Genomic DNA, 17,249 nt, shown 5'->3' on the forward strand with positions numbered 1-17,249 from the left:
GACCATCCCGCCGCCACCCGAACCTGAGCCGTTTCCACCGGAACCCGGGCCGACCACGCCGGAGCCGCAACCCGGGGATCCCTTCCCGCCGGAGCCCGGACCTGTCCCGCCCCCGGCGCCGATCCCGGAACCCGGACCCTCGCCGGTGCCCGGGCCGTTCCCCACCCCCGGTCCGCTGCCGATTCCGGATCCCGGCCCGATCCCGCCGCGGCCGGACCCGACGCGGTTCTAGCGTGGTTTAGTCTGCGGACCGACTCACGCCGCAGCTATGCCGTGCAGGAAATTTCGCACCTGGGCGTTGAAGGCGTCGGGCGCTTCCATCGGGGCGAGATGCCCGACGTCGGGAATCACCGCGAGTCTTGAGCCCGGAATCTGCCGGTGCAGTTCGTGGGCCACGCTCAGCGGGGAGCGCTGATCGTCTGTGCCGTACACCAGGAGCGTGGGAATGCTGATGGTGGGCAGCACGGGTCGGTAGTCGGCCCGGCCGCTGGCGGAGAGCAGGGCCCGCATCCCGGCCGGGCGCACGTCGGCCATGATCCGGCTGACTTCAGCAACCACGGCGGGATCGGACTTGTCCGTAAAAAGGGTGGGCAGCCACTCGGTGACAAAAACCTCCGGCGGCTGCTCGATCTCGGCCAGCACCTGGGCGAAGCGCCGCTCCACCTCTTCGGGCGGCAGGGAGCCCGCCCAGCCGGCATAGGCGGACACCAGCACCAGGGACGCGGGCACCCCGGGATACCCGCGGTAAAGCTCCAGTGCCACCATGGAACCCCACGACAGCCCGAGAAGGTGTGGCTTCGCGGGTACGGCCGCGCGGAGGAATCCGGCGGTGAGTGCGCCGAGCTCCCCGGCGGACAACTCGGGAGCAGAGTCGTCCGACTGCCCGCAGCCCGGAGCGTCCCAGGCGAACACCGTGAACTCGTCCGAGAGACCTTCCAGCTGCGGACCCCAGATCCGGCTGTCCTCCCCGACCCCGTGGAACAGGACCAGCGCCGGTCCCTGGCCAACCCGCTGATAAGCGATCCGCAGCCCGTCAACCTCGACTGTTTCCATGATCCAATGCTAGGCCGGTCCGCGGTTGCCGGCAGGGCCCGCACGCGGCCAACGCCAGACACGCCAACGACCCTTCGACGCCGGGATTCCGGCGTCGAAGGGTCGTTGGTGTTAGGGCAAAAAAGGGTGCGCTTCGGCCCCTATGCCAGGATGATGTCGCGGGTCCGGTGGTCGTAGTGGATGACCAGCGGGCCGCCGGAGTGGTGCACCTCGTGGTTGGCGCCGTCGAAAGCACCGAAGGCCCCGAAATTCACATCCCAGGAGCGGTTGAGCGCAATCTTGAAGCTGTAGGAACCGGCCGGTAGGTCCGCCGCGATCTTCCAGAGCTGATCGACAAGATCCAGTTCCATCTGGGATTCGTCGTATTGGGGTGCCCAGTTGGCCGGCGCGCCCAGCAGGACGTTGAAGTCGCCGGCAACGGCAACGGCTTCCGGCTGCTCAACGGTCTCGACGCTGATGGCGGGGACGTCGCCAGCTGGCGCCGCCGGACCGGTGGCCGGAGCCTCAGCGGCCGGGGCCTTGCGCTTGCGGACCGCCTTGGCGACCGGAGCAACGGCCTCTTCGACCAGCTTGGCAGCCTTGCCGGCAACCTTCTCCGCAACCTTCGCCGCCTTCGGGGCGGCCTTAACAGCCGGCTTCCCGGCGGGCGCGGACGGCAGCGGGGTGTCGGCGGGAACGGGAGTTCCGGCGTCGAGCGCTGCGGCGAAGGCGGCCGGGTCAGCGAACGCCACGGTGGCGCGCTGGCCGTCTTCGGTGATGGTCCAGCCCGAACGGCCCTTGACCAGCCAGCCGGCCTTGACCAGTCTCGCCGTGGCGGTGGTCAGCGACTTGTGGCCGCGGGGAATCCCGCCGCTCAGCAACTCACTCTCATCCTCGTTGAGGGGAACGCGTGCGATTGCCTCGCCGAGTACCGTTCCGGCATTCAGCTTCTCATCCGTCCACACCCCCTCGGTCAGGACGTCCAGTACAGCTTTCAGTCGACGGGTGGTGTTTTCCGCAGTATTCGCGCCCATGGGTCTCCTCTAGAAGCAATTGTTCCACCTGCATTTTGCCAAGAACGGATAGGTTCCCGCGAGTAGCATAGGTTAACTCTGTGTGTCGTGACCCACTATTACACCGCATCCCGGTGGGCGCGAGGGGTCAAGGGCAGCTGTACTCGTGAGTAGTTTTTTTCGGTGCGGAATCCGCACCTCGTGAATCGCACCAGTAAGTCCGGCGGGATTCAGGGTTCACGCGGGCGCGTTGAGGCTGATGACATGGGCGGCCACGGTCCATCCCGAGGCGGTGTAGGCTGCCACCTGGCCCGGGCCGAGGACCGTGTAGAGCGTGTCCGCGCCGTGTACGTAGGCCTCGTCCGCCAGGGCTGCCAGAACTGCCGCCTCGAAGCTACCTCCGGATTCCGGCGTGTCGGTCTGCACACCGCCGATGAAGGCCAGGCCATCCTCGATCCTGATACGGCCGCTGGCGACTGGGTGGTCGAACACCGATATTTCCACGAGGTCGTAAAGCTCCAGGGGTGCCTGGGCAAGCTCGGCGTTCTCAGGTAGGTCCAGTCGGGTGTTCAGTTCGTTCGTGGGGGCGGTGAGCAGCACGGCGATATCTACCGAGGCCAGGCCGCGGGCCGCGGCGTAACCTGCTGCCGCCGCCGGGTCGGCGGTCACCAGGGTCAGGACCGCCCCGGGCTGTTGGCTGACTGCGTCGGCGGCGCCGTCGGCATCACTCCCGGGCCAGGCCAGGATGTACTCCGGATGGGCGTGTTCCCCGGTCTGTGCGGTGACGACGCCGGAGCCCTCCGGAACGGAGGATTGTCCACGGACGGCGGCCCAGGCGCCGGCCCAGAGGGGAAGGGTGTCCTGCCAGTCAGCCATTATGCGTTCTCCTTTGAATCGGCTAATTCGAGGATAGGGCCTTGCCCGCTCCTCCGCCCCGGCAGGCCACGGCCGCCGAACAGGTCATGAGCGGCGAATTCGGCCACACGCCAAAGCGGCGTCCCCGGGATAGTCCAATCCCGGGACGCCGTGCAAGGATCTTCCGGTTCGGCTACTTGGCTTCCGGCTTCTCCTGGCCCATGGAGTCGAAGAGCAGGGTGGAGGACAGGGCGTTGAAGGGCATGGCCACGTTGTGCTCGAGGCCTTTGAGGTGCGCGGCTTTCAGGTCCTTGAGCAGCACTGCGAGGGCGGTGTCCGCGGTCCACTCCGAGACGGAGTCCCAGTTCCGGGCCACCCAGCTGTCACCGGTGCTGACCTTGAACAGGTTCAGCAGCTCGGCTTCGGGCAGGTTGTACTGCGCACCGAACTTCAGTCCTTCGGCGACGGCGTTCATGTTGATGCCGAGGACGAGGTTGTTGACCAGTTTCGCGGCCTGGCTGTTGCCGGGCTTGCTGCCGTAGTAGAAGGTGTTGGAGCCGACGGCGTCGAAGTACGGCCGGGCGGCAGTCACAACGTCCTCCGGGCCTGATGCCATGATCGAGAGTGTGCCGGCCTGGGCGCCGGTGGCGCCGCCGCTGACGGCGGCGGCGATGAGCTTCGCGTAACCGATTTCCTCGACCTGCTGGCCGAGTTCGTTCATCGTGTCGGGGTCCAGCGTGCTCATCACGATGATGGTCACGTTCTTGGGCCCGGCGGAGAGCAGGCCGCCCTCGCCCAGGATGACGTCGACGTTCTGGGCGTAGTCGCGGACCATCGATACGATCGCTTCGTCGGACTGTTCGGCGACTTCCTTCAGGGTCTGGGCGACGGTGATTCCGGCGGCCCTCGCCTTCTCGCGGGAACCCTCGTAGGCGTCATAACCGATGACCTCGAAGCCGGCCTTGTTCAAGTTGATGGCCATGGGAAGTCCCATGGTCCCGAGTCCTACGAAACCGATTTTCTTGCTCATGATCAGATCCTTCCGATTCTTGTTTGCTCGATCCCGGTGGTGGCCCGGGATCCCTGGCGCCGGGTTGTTCCCTCAGCGCTCACGATTGTTCTCGTGACGGGCCCCTGCGGTCATGCTAGGCCGAAGGACGCCATGGTGACGAGGATGACCATGCCGATGTAGTGCGGGACATGGAAACTGATGAATCCCCGAACGAACGAGTCCTTCAATTTGAACCCTGCCAGGCCGTTGAACACGGCCAGGAATCCGTTGTGGGGCAGCAGCGAGGTTCCACCGGATATCGCGATCGCACGGTGGATGGTTACCGGGTTCAGCCCTATGTTCACATACGTCGGGGCGAAGGTCTGCACCGGCGTCGCCAACGAGCTGGCAGGCAGGCAGGCAGGGGCCACGCGGCGCTGGCAAAAACCTGGGTCTAACCGGACCGTGTTTGCTGGAACTGTTGTACGTCGTTGACCGCTCATCTACGCTGGGCGCGTCAAGCTCAAGGTTGGAACGGCAGCGCGACCGGATACCGACGTCGGCGCGCCTGGAGAACGGAGAAGCCAATGCAGGACGAACACGTTGACCGCAACCTCAAAGGAATGGACGATCTCGACTTCGACGGTTGGAACAAGGCCGACTGGAGCGGCACCTTTGCCCATCACCACACTGATGACGTTCTCGTTGACTGGAAGGGCCAGGAACCCACGCGCGGGGTCGAACAGCACATTGACGCGATGAAGGCTTTCGTCGATTCAGTGGGTGGCACACCGCCCCAAATCATCTCCCACCCGATCGCCTTCGGATCCGGCGAGTGGACCTGTGTCATCGGCGAGTTCGAGGATGGCAGCCGAATGGTGACGGTCGCGAAGTGGCGTGCCGGAGCGATCGCCGAAGAGTATATCTGGGCGTAATCCCCGCCGCTCACGCCGAGGCCGCTCCCTCGGTGGGAACGGCCTCCATCGTTTTATCATCGATGGGAGTTATGCCGACCGCGTGCGGCAGCAGTGGGAGCAGATTTTCCCCGGCCTGGAGATAGGCTCTGTCGACATTGTCGCCCGGATCAACCGGATCGCACAGATTATCCAGTTGCGCAGCGACACCTTGCTGGCCGAGAACGGCATCACCCGGGCCGAGTTCGACATGCTGTCGCTGCTGGCCCGTACAGGCAGGCCGATGGCTCCAACCCAGCTCGCGGCCGAACTCCTCATCTCCGGCGCCGGCGCCACCAAGCGGATCAAGAAGCTCCGGGACGCGGGGCTGGTCCAGCGGGACATCAACCCCCAGGACGGCCGCGGTGCGCTCGTCCGTATGACCCCGAAGGCCCACGACCTGCTGCGGCCCATTCTGGAATCCGTCCTGAAGTTCGAGGCGGGCCTGCTCTCCGTGTCGTGCCCGGTTACTCCCCGGTGCTCCATTCGGCGCCGGTTTCGGCCATGTAGGCGGCCACGGCGGCGTCGACGGTGCGGTAGAAGTGGCGCGGGTCGATTTGGCTGGTCAGTTCGTAGCGCTCGATCTTTACCCGGACCCCGTGTTTGAGCTCCGCGAACACAAGCGACGTGCCCTGCGCGTTCAGCTCCTGGTCCAGCTCGAGCAGCACGTCCGAGGCCGTGGTGTCGACGTCGGTGATGGGCTCGGCCGCGATGACGATCCACCGCGGCTTGGGCTCGGTGCGCGCGAGCCGCCGGATGTTGTCGCGGAACGGCCTGACATTGGCGAAGAACAGCGGCGCATCGAAGCGGTAGATCACCAGGCCGGGCAGGTGCTTCGCGTCCGGATGGAAATGCACATCGTGGAATCCCTCGACCCCCGGCACCCGCCCGATCACCGTCTCATAAGGCCACCAGGCCCGGCGGAAGATGTTGAGGATGGACAGCCCCACCGCGATGCCGATGCCCGGCAGGACCCCCAGCAGCGTCACGCCGAGGAATGCCGCGAGCGAGAGATTGAACTCGGTTTTGCGTTGGTGCCAGAGCCGGATGGTGCCCGGGATGTCGGCGAGGGAGATTGATGCGGTGATCACGATGGCCGCCAGCGCCGGCTGGGGCAGGTTCCGGAACAGCCCCGGCAGCAGCACGAGCATCAGGAGGATCAGCACGGCACCCGTCACGCCCGTGAGCTGGGTCTTCGAGCCGGAACGTTCCGCGACCGCTGTCCGGGAGCCGCTGGTGCTCACGGGGAAGCCCTGGAACAGGCCCGCGGCCAGGTTCGCCGCACCGATGCCGATCATTTCCTGGTTGCCGCGGATCTCCTCACCGGAGCGCGCGGCGAACGCCGACGCGGTCGAGATGGTGTCCGTCAGCGACACCAGCGCAATCCCCAGGGCGCCGGCAAACATCAGGGCGAAGTCAGAAAACTCCAGGAAGGGAATCGTGAACGGAGGGAAGCCCTGCGGCAGTTCCCCAACGAGGGAAACGCCCCGGTCGGCGAGGTCGAAGAGAGACGTCGCCCCGATCGCGAGCACCACCATGACGAGCACCGACGGGACCTTGGGCAGCCACCGCTGCAGGGCAAGGATCAACACGATTCCGGCGATACCGACGGCGGCCGCGGCAACCACCGCCTCGCCCCCGGCTAGGCCCTGGGCGAAGCCGACCACGCCGCCGATGAAGCCCTCGCTGCTCACCTTGAACCCGAAGAGCTTCGGGAGCTGGCCTACCAGGATGGTGATCGCGAGACCGTTCATGTAGCCGATCATCGTGGGCTTGGAGATGAGGTCTGCGATGAAGCCGAGCTTGGCGACGGACGCAAGGATCATAATGACGCCGACCATGAGCGCGAGCATCGACGCGAGCACCACAGCCTTCTGCGGGTCCCCATCGGATGCGACGATCGGCAGGACCGTCGCCGCGATCATCGGGCCCAGCGAAGAGTCCGGCCCCAGCACGAGAATGCGGGACGGGCCGAACACCGCATAGGCCAGCAGGCACAGGACCGTCGTGTACAGCCCGGTGATCGGCGGCAGTCCCGCCAATTCCGCGTACGCCATGCCCTGCGGAACGAGCAGGGTTGACAGGACGATTCCGGCAACGACGTCCTTGCCGAACCAGCTTTTCTGATAATGCGCGGCGACGTCGAACCCGGGCATCAACTGGCGCAGCCAGCCCGTCGGCCGCTGTCGGGTCTCGGTCATAGCAGCACTCTGCCGCGCCGCGACTTCCGGTACATCCTCCGCCGAGGGTGAACCGGGTCAGCCGGCCGGCGGCGTTGGTGGGTGCGGCGAGCTGACCGCCGTCGCCCACGTTGCCCTGTCAGTTTTGGTTCCCACCGGCCGGTTTTAGCAACCAGGAGTGATAGGGCAACTGGAAGGTTAGTGCCCGGAGGCCGCCAGTTCGGCCAGCAGTTCCGCCTTGCGTTCGTCGCTCGCGAACGAGGAACGGATCGAATTCGCCGCCATCCGCACACAATCGAACTCGGACAGCCCAATCACCGACCTGAGCTGGGCAAAGTTGTCGTCGACGTACCCGCCGAAATACGCCGGATCGTCCGAGTTCACGCTCACATTCAGCCCGGCCGCGAGCATCGCGGGCAGCGGGTGCTCGTTCAGCGTGTCCACCGCGCGGAGCCGGACGTTGGACAGCGGGCACACGGTCAGCGGCATGAGCTCGTTCACCAGCCGTTCCACCAGCTCGGGGTCCTCCATGCAGCGGATGCCGTGGTCGATCCGCTCGACGTCCAGGATCTCCAGGGCATCAATGATGTACGACGGCGGCCCCTCCTCGCCGGCGTGCGCGATCCGGTGCAGCCCGGCGTCCTTGGCCCGGGCGAACAGCCGCTCGAACTTGGCCGGCGGGTTTCCCACCTCGGCCGAGTCGAGGCCGATGCCGGCGATCGGCGCGTCCATGGCCAGCAGCTTCTCCAGCACCTCCAGGGCGGAGTCCTCGGACAGGTCGCGCAGGAACGCGGCGATGAGCAGGGTGGAAATGCCGAACTCCTGCTCCGAAACGGCCAGTACGGAAGCTACACCGTTCACGCAGGTCTCCAGGGCCACTCCACGGGACAGGTGCGCCTGCGGGTCCAGCATAATCTCGGCATGCCGGACACCGGCGAGCGCAGCCCGGGACAGGTATGCCCGGGTCATGTCGGCGAAGTCCTGCTCGGTCCGCAGCACGGCCATGTTGGCGTAATAGAGGTCCAGGAAGGACTGGAGATCCGTGAACTCATACCGGGAGCGCAGCTCGTCCAGGTCCGCGTAGGGCAGCTGGATTCCGTTGCGTTCGGCCAGGGCGAAGATCAGCTCCGGCTCCAGGGTTCCCTCGATGTGCAGGTGGAGTTCCGCGACCGGCAGCGGGGCCTGGACCGCCTCGGGAACCTCGACGAATTCGGGAACCCCGGAGGTGGCTGTTGCTGGGCTGTCGGGTGCAGCGTCCCCGGTGGCAGCGACGCCGTCGTTAGTGTCCATCCGGTAAGGATATGCCCGCCGGTGGCAGACACCGATAGAGTCGATCGGATGCACACTGATCCGCATGCTTCCCATCTGGCCGAACTGGAAATTCCGGGGCTGGACGCCGGCCGTCCCACGGACGGCTTCGTCCGGGTCCGCGGCGCCAGGGAGAACAACCTGCGGAACGTTGACGTGGACGTACCCCGCGACGCGATCGTGGCGTTCACCGGGGTGTCCGGGTCCGGCAAGTCCTCGCTGGCCTTCGGCACGATCTACGCCGAGGCGCAGCGCCGCTACTTTGAGTCGGTGGCGCCCTACGCCCGGCGGCTGATCCAGCAGGGCCACAACCCCAAGGTGGAAATGATCACCGGGCTGCCGCCCGCCGTCGCGCTCCAACAGCGCCGCGGGACGCCCAGTTCCCGCTCGACCGTCGGCACGCTCACCACGCTGTCCAATTCGCTGCGGATGCTCTTCTCCCGCGCTGGCAGTTACCCCGACGGCGCCGGCCAGCTCGACTCGGACGCGTTCTCCCCCAACACCGCCGCCGGTGCCTGCCCCGAGTGCCACGGCCTGGGCATCGCGCACACCGTCACCGAGTCCTCCTTGGTCCCGGACCCCGCGCTGAGCATCCGCGACGGCGCGATCGCCGCCTGGCCTGGCGCCTGGCAGGGCAAGAACCTGCGCGACATCCTCACCCATCTGGGCTACGACGTCGACACCCCCTGGCAGAAGCTGGCCAGGAAGGACCGCGACTGGATCCTCTTCACCGAGGAACAGCCCGTGGTGGAGGTGACGCCCGAGCGCGACCGGGTCGCGAAGCCGTACAAGGGCCGCTTCTGGAGCGCCCGGAGCTACGTGCTGCACACCCTCGCCGATTCCAAGAGCACCACGATGCGCGACCGCGTGCTGCGCTTTATGGAAACCGGGCCGTGCTCGCGCTGCGGCGGCAGCGGCCTCACTCCGGCGGCCCTCGCCGTGACGTTCGCCGGCCACACCATCGCCGACCTCAACGCCGTTCCCCTGACGGACCTGGCCGGGATCATCCGTCCCACCACCGAGCTGACGGCCGCAGGGACCGCCTCGCGCAAGCAGAGCTCCGGCGAGGCCAACGAGGTGGCGGTCGCCATCACCCGCGACCTGCTGCAACGCGTCACCGTGTTGCTGGACCTCGGCCTGGGCTACCTCGCGCTGGGCCGGTCCACCCCCACGCTCTCCCCTGGCGAGATGCAGCGCCTGCGGATCGCCACCCAGCTGCGCTCCGGCCTCTTTGGCGTGATCTACGTGCTGGACGAACCGTCCGCCGGCCTGCACCCGGCCGACGCCGAACCCCTCCTCGCGGTGCTGGACCAGCTCAAGTCCTCCGGCAACTCGGTGTTTGTGGTGGAGCACAACATGGACATCGTCCGCCGCGCCGACTGGCTGGTCGACGTCGGCCCGCGCGCCGGCGAGGGCGGCGGCGAGGTGCTCTACAGTGGCCCCGTGGCCGGGCTCGCCGAGGTGGAGCCGTCGGTGACGCGGCCGTTCCTTTTCCCGAACGGCTCGACTGGCGGCTCCGGCATGACGGACGACGGCGACGGATCCTTCGTGGGCGGCTCGCGCCGGGAAGTTGCCCGCCGGGAGGCTGCCGGCTGGCTGGAGCTGCGCGGCATCAGCCGGCACAACCTGCGCGACCTGGACGCCGACTTCCCGCTCGGCGTGCTGACCGCCGTCACCGGCGTGTCCGGTTCCGGCAAATCGACCTTGGTCAGCCAGGTCCTCGCCGAGGTCGTCGGCGCCCGGCTGCATCCGGAGGCCGACGCCGCGAAAGCCACCGACGACTTGGAGTCCGCGGACGCCGAGTCCGCCGCGCCACTCAGCGTTGGCCCCGTGTCCGGGCTCGACCAGCTGGACCGGCTCGTCAAGGTGGACCAGAAGCCGATCGGCCGCACCCCGCGCTCCAACCTCGCCACGTACACGGGTCTCTTCGACGCGGTCCGCAAGGAGTTCGCGGCCACGGATGCGGCCCGGGCCCGCGGCTTCGGCGCGGGCCGCTTCTCCTTCAACGTCGCCGGCGGCCGCTGCGAGACCTGCCAGGGCGAGGGCTTCGTCGCCGTCGAACTGCTGTTCCTGCCCGGCAGCTACGGCCCCTGCCCGGAATGCCACGGCTCCCGCTACAACCCGGAAACGCTCGAGGTCACGTACCGCGGCAAGAACGTTGCCGAGGTCCTCGCTCTGAGCGTCAACGCCGCCGCCGAATTCCTGGACGCCGTCCCCTCCGCGGCCCGCAGCCTGCAAACCCTCCGCGAGGTGGGACTGGGCTACCTGCGGCTGGGCCAGCCCGCGACGGAACTCTCCGGCGGTGAAGCCCAGCGGATCAAGCTCGCCACCGAACTGCAACGCGCCCAGCGCGGGCACTCGCTCTACCTGCTGGACGAGCCCACCACCGGCCTGCACCCGGCCGACGTCGAACTCCTCATGGCGCAGCTGCGCCGGCTGGTCGACGCCGGCAACACCGTGATCGTGGTGGAACACGACATGGACGTCGTGGCGGCCGCGGACTGGGTGATCGACCTTGGCCCCGCCGGTGGCGACGCCGGTGGCAAGGTCATCGCGACCGGGACGCCCGCCGTCGTCGCAGGCTCCACAAAGAGCCGGACGGCGCCGTATCTTGCCGCCGCGCTCGGCAGTTGAGCGGCCTTTGAACCCCGAAGAGTCCGGCTGAGGCTCGCCGTGGATAAAACGAATTTACAGATAATAACGTCTTGATAACGGCCGGGGCCTGGCTTAGCGTAGAGTGCATGCCCGAACACCGGGCATGAATGCCCGGTGCTACCACCACCAGATACTGCCCGACCGGTAGACACCGCAACGACCTCTATTGTCAGGGGCGGGCAGTAGTGCGACAACGTCCGGGGACGGACCGAGCACCGGTGGCCCTCAGGAGCATGTACCCCATGAAGAAATCCACCTACAGCACTGTCGCGCGCCGCGGCGTCACTCTCGCGGCCGTATCGATAGCCGGCGTCGCACTGTCCGCTTCGGCGGCCAATGCAGCCGTCCCGAGCGCCACTGCCAGTTCCGTCTGGGATTCACTTGCCCAGTGCGAAAGCAGCGGAAACTGGGGCGTCAATACGGGAAACGGCTACGCGGGCGGGCTGCAGTTCAGCCCCAGCACGTGGGCGGCGTACGGCGGCACCGGGTCTGCGGCCAGCGCCAGCCGTGAGCAGCAGATCGCCGTCGCCGAGAGGGTTCAGGCCGGCCAGGGCTGGGGAGCCTGGCCGTCGTGCGCCGCGAAACTGGGCCTGACCGGCGGAGCCGTCGCTCCGCAAAGCGCGTCACTGGCGCCGGCTTCCGTTCCTGCCCCTGCGGCGGCCAAGGTCGCAGCCCCGAAGGTGGCGCCCAAGGCTTCCGCGCCCAAGGTCGCCGCTAAGGCCGCCCCCAAGGCAGTAGCACCCAAGGCGACCGCGAAGGCGACCGCCCCGGCACGCCACGTGGCGGCCGTCCCCCTGAGCGGCCAGAGCTACACGATCCAGAGCGGCGACACCCTGGACAAGATCGCCGAGAAGCTCAACATCGCCGGCGGCTGGCAATTGCTGGCTGACGCCAACGCGGCCACCATCAGCGACCCTGACCTGGTCTTCCCGGGCCAGGTGCTGCAGCTTCCGGCCTAGTCAGCTCCCGGCCGACCCAGCAGCACCGTTTAAACCACGACGCCGGAGCGTTCCCTCACGGGGACCCTCCGGCGTCGTGGTGTCAGGCGCTAGTCGTCGTGTCAGGCGCTAGGCGACCTGGGGAATCTCCCGGACGATCCGCACTTTCCAGGCAGTGTCGTCGCTGGTGTCCAGCAGTGCGACGGTTCCCATGGCGAGATGCAGGGCCACGCGCTTGGCCGCGAGCAGTTCGAGGTAGAGGTTCTCGTTCATCCGGGCGGGGGCGTCGATGACGTACTTCACGGCGTCGCGGACCTTGCGGTAATTGGCGCTTTTTTCGCGATGGAGATGCAGTTCCAGCATCCGTTTCTGGCGGATCTTCGGCTCGTGGCGGTTCAGCCACGATACTGCGGCGTGGACGGCCACCACGACGGTCAGCGAGACGACGTAGATCTCCCAGCCGCTGGAAAGCAGGAACAGCGGGAGATTGGCGATCGCAACGACGGCGATGAACAGTCGGAGCGCCAGCAGGCGCCGCATGGTCAGCGCCACCGAGGCCAGGGCCGCCCCGAAGCCGTACTGCTCCTTGCGGGCGGCCGCGGGATCGATCGTGAACTCCTCCAGGATGAGTATCCCGTTCGCGTCGGGACTCAGCATTTGGCCATATTTGGGGAGTTGTCCGGGCGCAGGCCGCGCCCTTGATTCAGTGTCTGGCTTATTCGGCATGGCGTGTCTTCCGGGCGTCATTGGTGGTTTGTGATAGTTTACCCGCCGAACCTGCGGACTGTCTGTCCCGTTCCGAAATGTGAATGCGCTCACCCGCAGCCTCCCGCAATTGGCGCATTGGCTCCATGGCCTCAAACTGGAGAGATGCAGACTTTTCTTCCCTTCCCCGATTTCCAGCAGAGCGCCGCGGTCCTGGACCACGCGCGGCTCGGCAAGCAGCGCGTCGAAGCGCTGCAGACCTTGCGTGCGCTGGTGATCCCGGAGTACGGCTGGCAGTCGCACCCGGCCATCCGGATGTGGATGGGGTACGTTCCTGCGCTGACGCTTTACGGCCTGACCATTGTCGACGAATGGACGGCTCGCGGCGGCGAGGACACCACCCGCGAGAAGATCATGGAATTCGCCCCCCAGGCTGCGCACCCCGACTACGCCGCCAAGATCCCGATGCCCCCGTGGCTGGGGGCCCCCGAACTGCATCTCAGCCACCGCTCCCGGCTGATCGCCAAGGACCCGCGGTTCTACACGCCGCTCTTCCCGGACACGGAGCTGGACCTGGAGTACGTCTGGCCCGAACCCAAGCACGAGCTGTTGCCGGAGGATCCGATCGGCGACCGGATGTGGATCCTCCGCCAGCCGCTCGGCGACACCGCGCCCGAAAAGCTGAACACCGTCAGCCTGCCGCTCGTGGGCCGTGCGAAGGCCGCGGCGGCAGGCGAAGAGGAGTACCAGTTCGTCTACGCCGATTCCGGTGCCCGCCGGCCGGCGAAGGTGCGAAAGCTCCCGCCGAAGCAGCTCGTTAAGAAGCCCACGCGCAAGCGCCAGCAGCAGGAAGAAGCGTTCACCACGCTGCCCGGCAACTCGACCGTTGCGATCCCGTTCGACGGCGGCGCCTCCTTCGCCGTCGGCAAGGTCCTGGGCCGTCCGATCACGGTGGAAGGCCGCTTCGCGCGGAACTTCCAGGTCGACGAGATCCTGGACCGCTCGGCCTTCGACTACCCGGCGCTGCTGCAGGATCCGCGGGTCTTCTTCCCGATCCCGGCGCGGTAGCCCGGATTCGGCGGCCTCGGCCGCCGAATACTGGCACACTGGGCCTATGACTGTACTTATGGCCGGCTGTGGCGACCTGGGCACGGAGGCCGGGCTGCGGTTCGCCGCTGCGGGTCACCGCGTGGTGGGCTGGCGGCGATCGCCGGAGAAGCTCCCGGCCTCCATCGAAGGTGCCGCGGCTGACCTGAGCTCCGGTGAACTGCCGCCCATCCCGGCGGACGCCACCGCCGTCGTCGTCGCAATTGCGGCCGATGCGCCCACCGAGGCTGCCTACCGGGCGGCCTACGTGGACGGGCTGTCGAACATGCTCGACGCCGTCCAGCGCTCCGACGCCCCGGTACGGCGGATACTCTTTGTCTCCTCGACCGCCGTCTACGGCGACGCCGGAGGCGACTGGATTGATGAAAGTACGACGCCGGAGCCCGGCGGCTTCTCCGGCCGCATCATCCGCGAGGCGGAGGAGCTTCTCTTGAGCCGGTTGGGCGGCACCGGGATCACCCCGGTGGTGCTGCGGCTCGGCGGCATTTATGGTCCCGGCCGGACGCGGCTGATTGACCAGGTCCACGGCGGCTCCGCGCTGATTCCGGCAGAGTCACGGTTCACGAACCGGATCCACCGGGACGATGCCGCGGCCGCGATCGTCCACCTGTGCACGATGAACCCGGTCCCGGCGCCGGTGTACCTGGGCGTGGACAACGAGCCTGCCGAGCTGGGCGAGGTGCTGCTCTTCCTGGCCGCCGAGCTGGGGCTCCCCCAGCCGCCGTCGGGCACGGCTGAAAGTCGTGCACCGGCCGGCGCGCCCAAGGCCAGCGGCGAGCCGTCCCGCGGCGGCAACAAACGCTGCAGCAACGCACTGCTGCGGAGCACCGGATTCGAGTTCACCTACCCGAGCTTCCGCGAAGGCTACCGGGACATTCTCGCCGGTGTAGGCGTACGGTACCCCTAGGGCCGGCGTTCCAGGGGACACGCACCGATTTTCCAGTGAGGGGAACTATGGATTGGCAGCACATCATCGAAGCCGCCGGCCGGTACATGGACATCGCCGGTGTGGCCGTGATGGTGATCGGCGCCGTCGTGTCCGTCCCGATGGCAATACGCGGCTTCCGGCCCCGCCACCTGCCCCCGGACTCCGCGCCGTTCTCCGTCTACCGCTCCTACCGGCAACTGTTGGGCCGTTCGATCCTGCTCGGGCTGGAGCTTCTGGTCGCGGCGGACATCATCCGGACCGTCGCCGTCGCACCCACTTATGAAAGCGTGGGGGTGCTCGCCATCATTGTCCTCATCCGGACTTTCCTGAGTTTCTCCCTTGAGCTCGAAATTACCGGCCGCTGGCCCTGGCAGAAGGAACCCGAAGGCGCTTCCACTCACGCATCTGCAGGCTGAATCCCTTTCGGGTGTCGCGGGGTCCGGTTAGGCTCGGCAGATGTCTGACCCCGCCGCAGGCCCCCGCTGATGGGTGTTGATCCGTGGCCGAGCGCCCCTGGGCTTCCGGCCCCGATCATCATGGACCAGCAGTGGATGGATGCGGTCTTTCTGCACTGGCGCATCCCTGACGCCGTCGCGGCGCCGTTCATGCCTCCGGGGGTGGTGCCCGACGACTTCGACGGCGCCGCCTGGGTGGGGCTGATCGGCTTCCGCATGCAGGGAGCCCGCCTGGGCCGCGGGCCTGCGGTCCCCTATTTCGGGAGCTTCAACGAGATCAACGTGCGCCTCTACTCCCGGGAGCCGGACGGCACCCGGGGTGTGGTTTTTCTCAGCCTGGATGCGTCTCGGTTGGCGGTGGTGCTGGCCGCGCGGGCGGCCGGGATTCCCTATGTGTGGTCGCGGGCGGACTTCCGAGGGGCGGGGGGCTTGGATGCCGCGGCTGGCGCCGGTCTTCGGGGTGGCGCGGGCCGGCTGGGTGCGGCTGGCACCTACGCCGGGTACTGCGTGCGGCGTTTCCGGGGCGGCGCCTGGACCGACTTTGCGGTTGCGCCGGAGCTCAACGCCGAGGCGACCGATCCGCTGTCCGTCCACCTCACCGCCCGGTTCGGCCTTCACACCCGGTTCCGGGGCAGGACCCTGTATGTTCCCAACACCCACCGCGCGTGGCCGCTGTACCGCGCGCAACTGACACACCTCGAGGATCAGCTGGTCGCCGCGGCCGGCATCAACGTCACAGGACCACCCGGCTCGGTGCTATTCTCCCCCGGGGTGCGTACCCAGTTCGGCCGGCCACGGTTCCTGGACGGCGGGTCCTGAAAACCGCCTGAATCGCGGGCTGCTATCGCCACACAGTTCCGCTCCGAATGGGATCGTTATTAGTGTCGGACCCCTCTGAGAGACTGTGTTCATGGAAATCTTCAGGGGTTTCATTCCTTTCCAGGACACGGACCGGGGCGCAGAAAACGGAGCCGGAGCTGGAGCTGGAGCCGGAGCCGGAGTCGGGTACGCTGCCGGGGCCGGTCCGTCCGGGGCCACTGCCGGGGTGGGTGCGTCCGGGGTGGAGGGGGCTCTGGCGTTGCTGCGGGAAGCGGGCGTGACCGCGGTCGGGGACGCGGCGTTGTTGGGGTTCGAGGCGGCCGCGGATTTCGCCGGCACACTGGAGGATCTCTCCCGGACGCTGGAGTATCTGCAGCTCGTGGCGGCCGCCGCCGTGGACCGGACCAGGAAAGAGGCATCCACCGCCGCGACGAAGGCCGGCGCCTCGTGGACCACCGGCTGGCGCGAGAGCCCCGGCACGGACCCGGGCAGCGCCGCCGGCGCGGGACCCGCACCTGGCCCGGGCGCGGATACCGGCACGGGTACCGGTGCCGCGGGTCCAGGTGCCGAAGGCCCGGGCGGCGCGGGTGCCGGTGTGGGTGCCGGTGCCGGTGCCGGTGCCGGTGCCGGTGCCGTGGATGACGGATACCGGAACACCACGGAGTTCCTGCGGGCGCGGCTGCGGATCAGCGCCCCCGAGGCCCGGCGCCGGCTCTCGCTCGCCGGGAACCTGCTCCCGCGCCAGGGCTTCACCGGCGAACCGTTGCCTCCCGTGCACGCGGAACTCGCCGCCGCCGCCGCCTCCGGCAGGGTTGCCTCGCGGTCCGCGACCCTCATCACCCTGGCCCTGGACCGCGTCCGACACGTCTGCGACGCCGAGACCGCGGCCCGGATGGAGCACGCACTGACCCGCACCGCCGCCGAAAACGACCCGGACTTCCTCGCCCGCGTGGCCCGGAGCTGGACCGACGCGGTGGACCAGGACGGCGCCGAACCCTCCGACGAGCTGCTGCGCCAGTTCCAGGGCGCCTTCCTCCGCAAACCCCGCCACGGACTCCAGCACCTCGAGATCTTCGCGACCGCCGAACAGTTCGAACACCTCCTGACCGTGATGAACACCGCCACCAACCCCCGCACCCCCGCCGCCCAGGACCCTGTCACGTGGGCCGCCGGCGCCGCAGCGGACTCCGGGGCCGGTAGCGCGGGCCCGCTCGCGTGGGCCGGCGGCGGTCCGGACCGTGCCGGCGCCGCCCTGGACCGGCGGTCCCGCCCGCAGAAACTCCTCGACGGCTTCGTCGGCGCCTGCAAAC

16 protein-coding genes and 1 pseudogene are annotated in these 17,249 nt (G+C 67.9%); 9 read left to right on the plus strand and 8 right to left on the minus strand.

What is annotated here, in order from left to right:
• Positions 1 to 255: 255 nt before the first annotated feature.
• The 5 genes from J2X01_RS14520 to J2X01_RS14540 all read right to left on the minus strand — a co-directional run bounded on the left by J2X01_RS14520 (position 256) and on the right by J2X01_RS14540 (position 4,280).
• A complete protein-coding gene (locus J2X01_RS14520; protein WP_310058728.1) occupies positions 256 to 1,053 on the minus strand; it encodes an alpha/beta fold hydrolase in 798 nt (265 codons plus the stop codon).
• Between the two features lie 140 nt (positions 1,054 to 1,193).
• A complete protein-coding gene (locus J2X01_RS14525) occupies positions 1,194 to 2,066 on the minus strand; it encodes a pullulanase X25 domain-containing protein (RefSeq protein WP_310058731.1) in 873 nt (290 codons plus the stop codon).
• Positions 2,067 to 2,282: 216 nt separating this feature from the next.
• On the minus strand, positions 2,283 to 2,921 hold the full coding sequence (locus J2X01_RS14530; RefSeq protein ID WP_310058734.1) for a hypothetical protein: 639 nt from the start codon (positions 2,919 to 2,921) through the stop codon (positions 2,283 to 2,285).
• Between the two features lie 172 nt (positions 2,922 to 3,093).
• Entirely contained in the window at positions 3,094 to 3,981 is an 888-nt protein-coding gene (locus J2X01_RS14535) for an NAD(P)-dependent oxidoreductase (protein ID WP_310058778.1), read from the minus strand.
• A 59-nt stretch (positions 3,982 to 4,040) separates the two neighbouring features.
• Positions 4,041 to 4,280, minus strand: coding sequence for a hypothetical protein (locus tag J2X01_RS14540; protein WP_310058737.1), 240 nt, complete (start codon positions 4,278 to 4,280; stop codon positions 4,041 to 4,043).
• Between the two features lie 198 nt (positions 4,281 to 4,478).
• Between J2X01_RS14540 and J2X01_RS14545 the strand changes: the two genes are divergently transcribed.
• Positions 4,479 to 4,826 carry a nuclear transport factor 2 family protein gene (locus tag J2X01_RS14545; RefSeq protein ID WP_310058740.1) on the plus strand — a complete coding sequence of 116 codons (348 nt, stop codon included), beginning with the start codon at positions 4,479 to 4,481 and terminating at the stop codon, positions 4,824 to 4,826.
• Positions 4,827 to 5,088: 262 nt separating this feature from the next.
• Positions 5,089 to 5,148 (plus strand): annotated as a pseudogene (locus J2X01_RS22040) (hypothetical protein); the annotation flags it as partial.
• A 163-nt stretch (positions 5,149 to 5,311) separates the two neighbouring features.
• Here J2X01_RS22040 and J2X01_RS14555 read toward each other — a convergent pair.
• On the minus strand, positions 5,312 to 7,045 hold the full coding sequence (locus tag J2X01_RS14555; RefSeq protein ID WP_310058744.1) for a SulP family inorganic anion transporter: 1,734 nt from the start codon (positions 7,043 to 7,045) through the stop codon (positions 5,312 to 5,314).
• A 177-nt stretch (positions 7,046 to 7,222) separates the two neighbouring features.
• Positions 7,223 to 8,314 carry an adenosine deaminase gene (locus J2X01_RS14560; protein ID WP_310058749.1) on the minus strand — a complete coding sequence of 364 codons (1,092 nt, stop codon included), beginning with the start codon at positions 8,312 to 8,314 and terminating at the stop codon, positions 7,223 to 7,225.
• Positions 8,315 to 8,362: 48 nt separating this feature from the next.
• Here J2X01_RS14560 and J2X01_RS14565 point away from each other — a divergent pair, with 48 nt between their 5' ends.
• Positions 8,363 to 10,966, plus strand: a complete 2,604-nt coding sequence (locus J2X01_RS14565) for an excinuclease ABC subunit UvrA (protein WP_310058753.1) — start codon at positions 8,363 to 8,365, stop codon at positions 10,964 to 10,966.
• Positions 10,967 to 11,229: 263 nt separating this feature from the next.
• A complete protein-coding gene (locus tag J2X01_RS14570; protein ID WP_310058756.1) occupies positions 11,230 to 11,946 on the plus strand; it encodes a transglycosylase family protein in 717 nt (238 codons plus the stop codon).
• A gap of 108 nt (positions 11,947 to 12,054) precedes the next feature.
• Here J2X01_RS14570 and J2X01_RS14575 read toward each other — a convergent pair whose 3' ends face one another.
• Positions 12,055 to 12,582, minus strand: coding sequence for a hypothetical protein (locus J2X01_RS14575; protein ID WP_310058760.1), 528 nt, complete (start codon positions 12,580 to 12,582; stop codon positions 12,055 to 12,057).
• Positions 12,583 to 12,795: 213 nt separating this feature from the next.
• Here J2X01_RS14575 and J2X01_RS14580 point away from each other — a divergent pair, with 213 nt between their 5' ends.
• The 5 genes from J2X01_RS14580 to J2X01_RS14600 form a co-directional block, all read left to right on the plus strand.
• Positions 12,796 to 13,698: an MSMEG_6728 family protein gene (locus tag J2X01_RS14580; protein ID WP_310058763.1), complete on the plus strand. Its 903-nt coding sequence runs from the start codon at positions 12,796 to 12,798 to the stop codon at positions 13,696 to 13,698.
• A gap of 46 nt (positions 13,699 to 13,744) precedes the next feature.
• Positions 13,745 to 14,644, plus strand: a complete 900-nt coding sequence (locus J2X01_RS14585) for an SDR family oxidoreductase (RefSeq protein WP_310058767.1) — start codon at positions 13,745 to 13,747, stop codon at positions 14,642 to 14,644.
• 47 nt (positions 14,645 to 14,691) lie between these two features.
• Positions 14,692 to 15,081: a DUF1622 domain-containing protein gene (locus tag J2X01_RS14590; RefSeq protein ID WP_310058769.1), complete on the plus strand. Its 390-nt coding sequence runs from the start codon at positions 14,692 to 14,694 to the stop codon at positions 15,079 to 15,081.
• Between the two features lie 69 nt (positions 15,082 to 15,150).
• On the plus strand, positions 15,151 to 15,939 hold the full coding sequence (locus J2X01_RS14595) for a YqjF family protein (RefSeq protein ID WP_310058772.1): 789 nt from the start codon (positions 15,151 to 15,153) through the stop codon (positions 15,937 to 15,939).
• Positions 15,940 to 16,030: 91 nt separating this feature from the next.
• Positions 16,031 to 17,249: DUF222 domain-containing protein (locus J2X01_RS14600; RefSeq protein ID WP_310058775.1), on the plus strand; the 1,219-nt coding region annotated here is incomplete at its 3' end.

The sequence above is a fragment of the Arthrobacter ginsengisoli genome (assembly GCF_031456935.1).
GTDB classification, from domain to species: domain Bacteria; phylum Actinomycetota; class Actinomycetes; order Actinomycetales; family Micrococcaceae; genus Arthrobacter; species Arthrobacter ginsengisoli.

What these genes read in the sequence shown, in the direction of transcription:
- J2X01_RS14570 (WP_310058756.1), top strand. Translation starts at nt 11,230, where the DNA reads ATGAAGAAATCCACCTACAGCACTGTCGCGCGCCGCGGCGTCACTCTC.
- J2X01_RS14565 (WP_310058753.1), top strand. Translation starts at nt 8,363, where the DNA reads ATGCACACTGATCCGCATGCTTCCCATCTGGCCGAACTGGAAATTCCG.
- J2X01_RS14595 (WP_310058772.1), top strand. Translation starts at nt 15,151, where the DNA reads ATGGGTGTTGATCCGTGGCCGAGCGCCCCTGGGCTTCCGGCCCCGATC.
- J2X01_RS14585 (WP_310058767.1), top strand. Translation starts at nt 13,745, where the DNA reads ATGACTGTACTTATGGCCGGCTGTGGCGACCTGGGCACGGAGGCCGGG.
- J2X01_RS14525 (WP_310058731.1), bottom strand. Translation starts at nt 2,066, where the DNA reads ATGGGCGCGAATACTGCGGAAAACACCACCCGTCGACTGAAAGCTGTA.
- J2X01_RS14575 (WP_310058760.1), bottom strand. Translation starts at nt 12,582, where the DNA reads ATGCTGAGTCCCGACGCGAACGGGATACTCATCCTGGAGGAGTTCACG.
- J2X01_RS14530 (WP_310058734.1), bottom strand. Translation starts at nt 2,921, where the DNA reads ATGGCTGACTGGCAGGACACCCTTCCCCTCTGGGCCGGCGCCTGGGCC.
- J2X01_RS14545 (WP_310058740.1), top strand. Translation starts at nt 4,479, where the DNA reads ATGCAGGACGAACACGTTGACCGCAACCTCAAAGGAATGGACGATCTC.
- J2X01_RS14560 (WP_310058749.1), bottom strand. Translation starts at nt 8,314, where the DNA reads ATGGACACTAACGACGGCGTCGCTGCCACCGGGGACGCTGCACCCGAC.
- J2X01_RS14580 (WP_310058763.1), top strand. Translation starts at nt 12,796, where the DNA reads ATGCAGACTTTTCTTCCCTTCCCCGATTTCCAGCAGAGCGCCGCGGTC.
- J2X01_RS14555 (WP_310058744.1), bottom strand. Translation starts at nt 7,045, where the DNA reads ATGACCGAGACCCGACAGCGGCCGACGGGCTGGCTGCGCCAGTTGATG.
- J2X01_RS14590 (WP_310058769.1), top strand. Translation starts at nt 14,692, where the DNA reads ATGGATTGGCAGCACATCATCGAAGCCGCCGGCCGGTACATGGACATC.
- J2X01_RS14520 (WP_310058728.1), bottom strand. Translation starts at nt 1,053, where the DNA reads ATGGAAACAGTCGAGGTTGACGGGCTGCGGATCGCTTATCAGCGGGTT.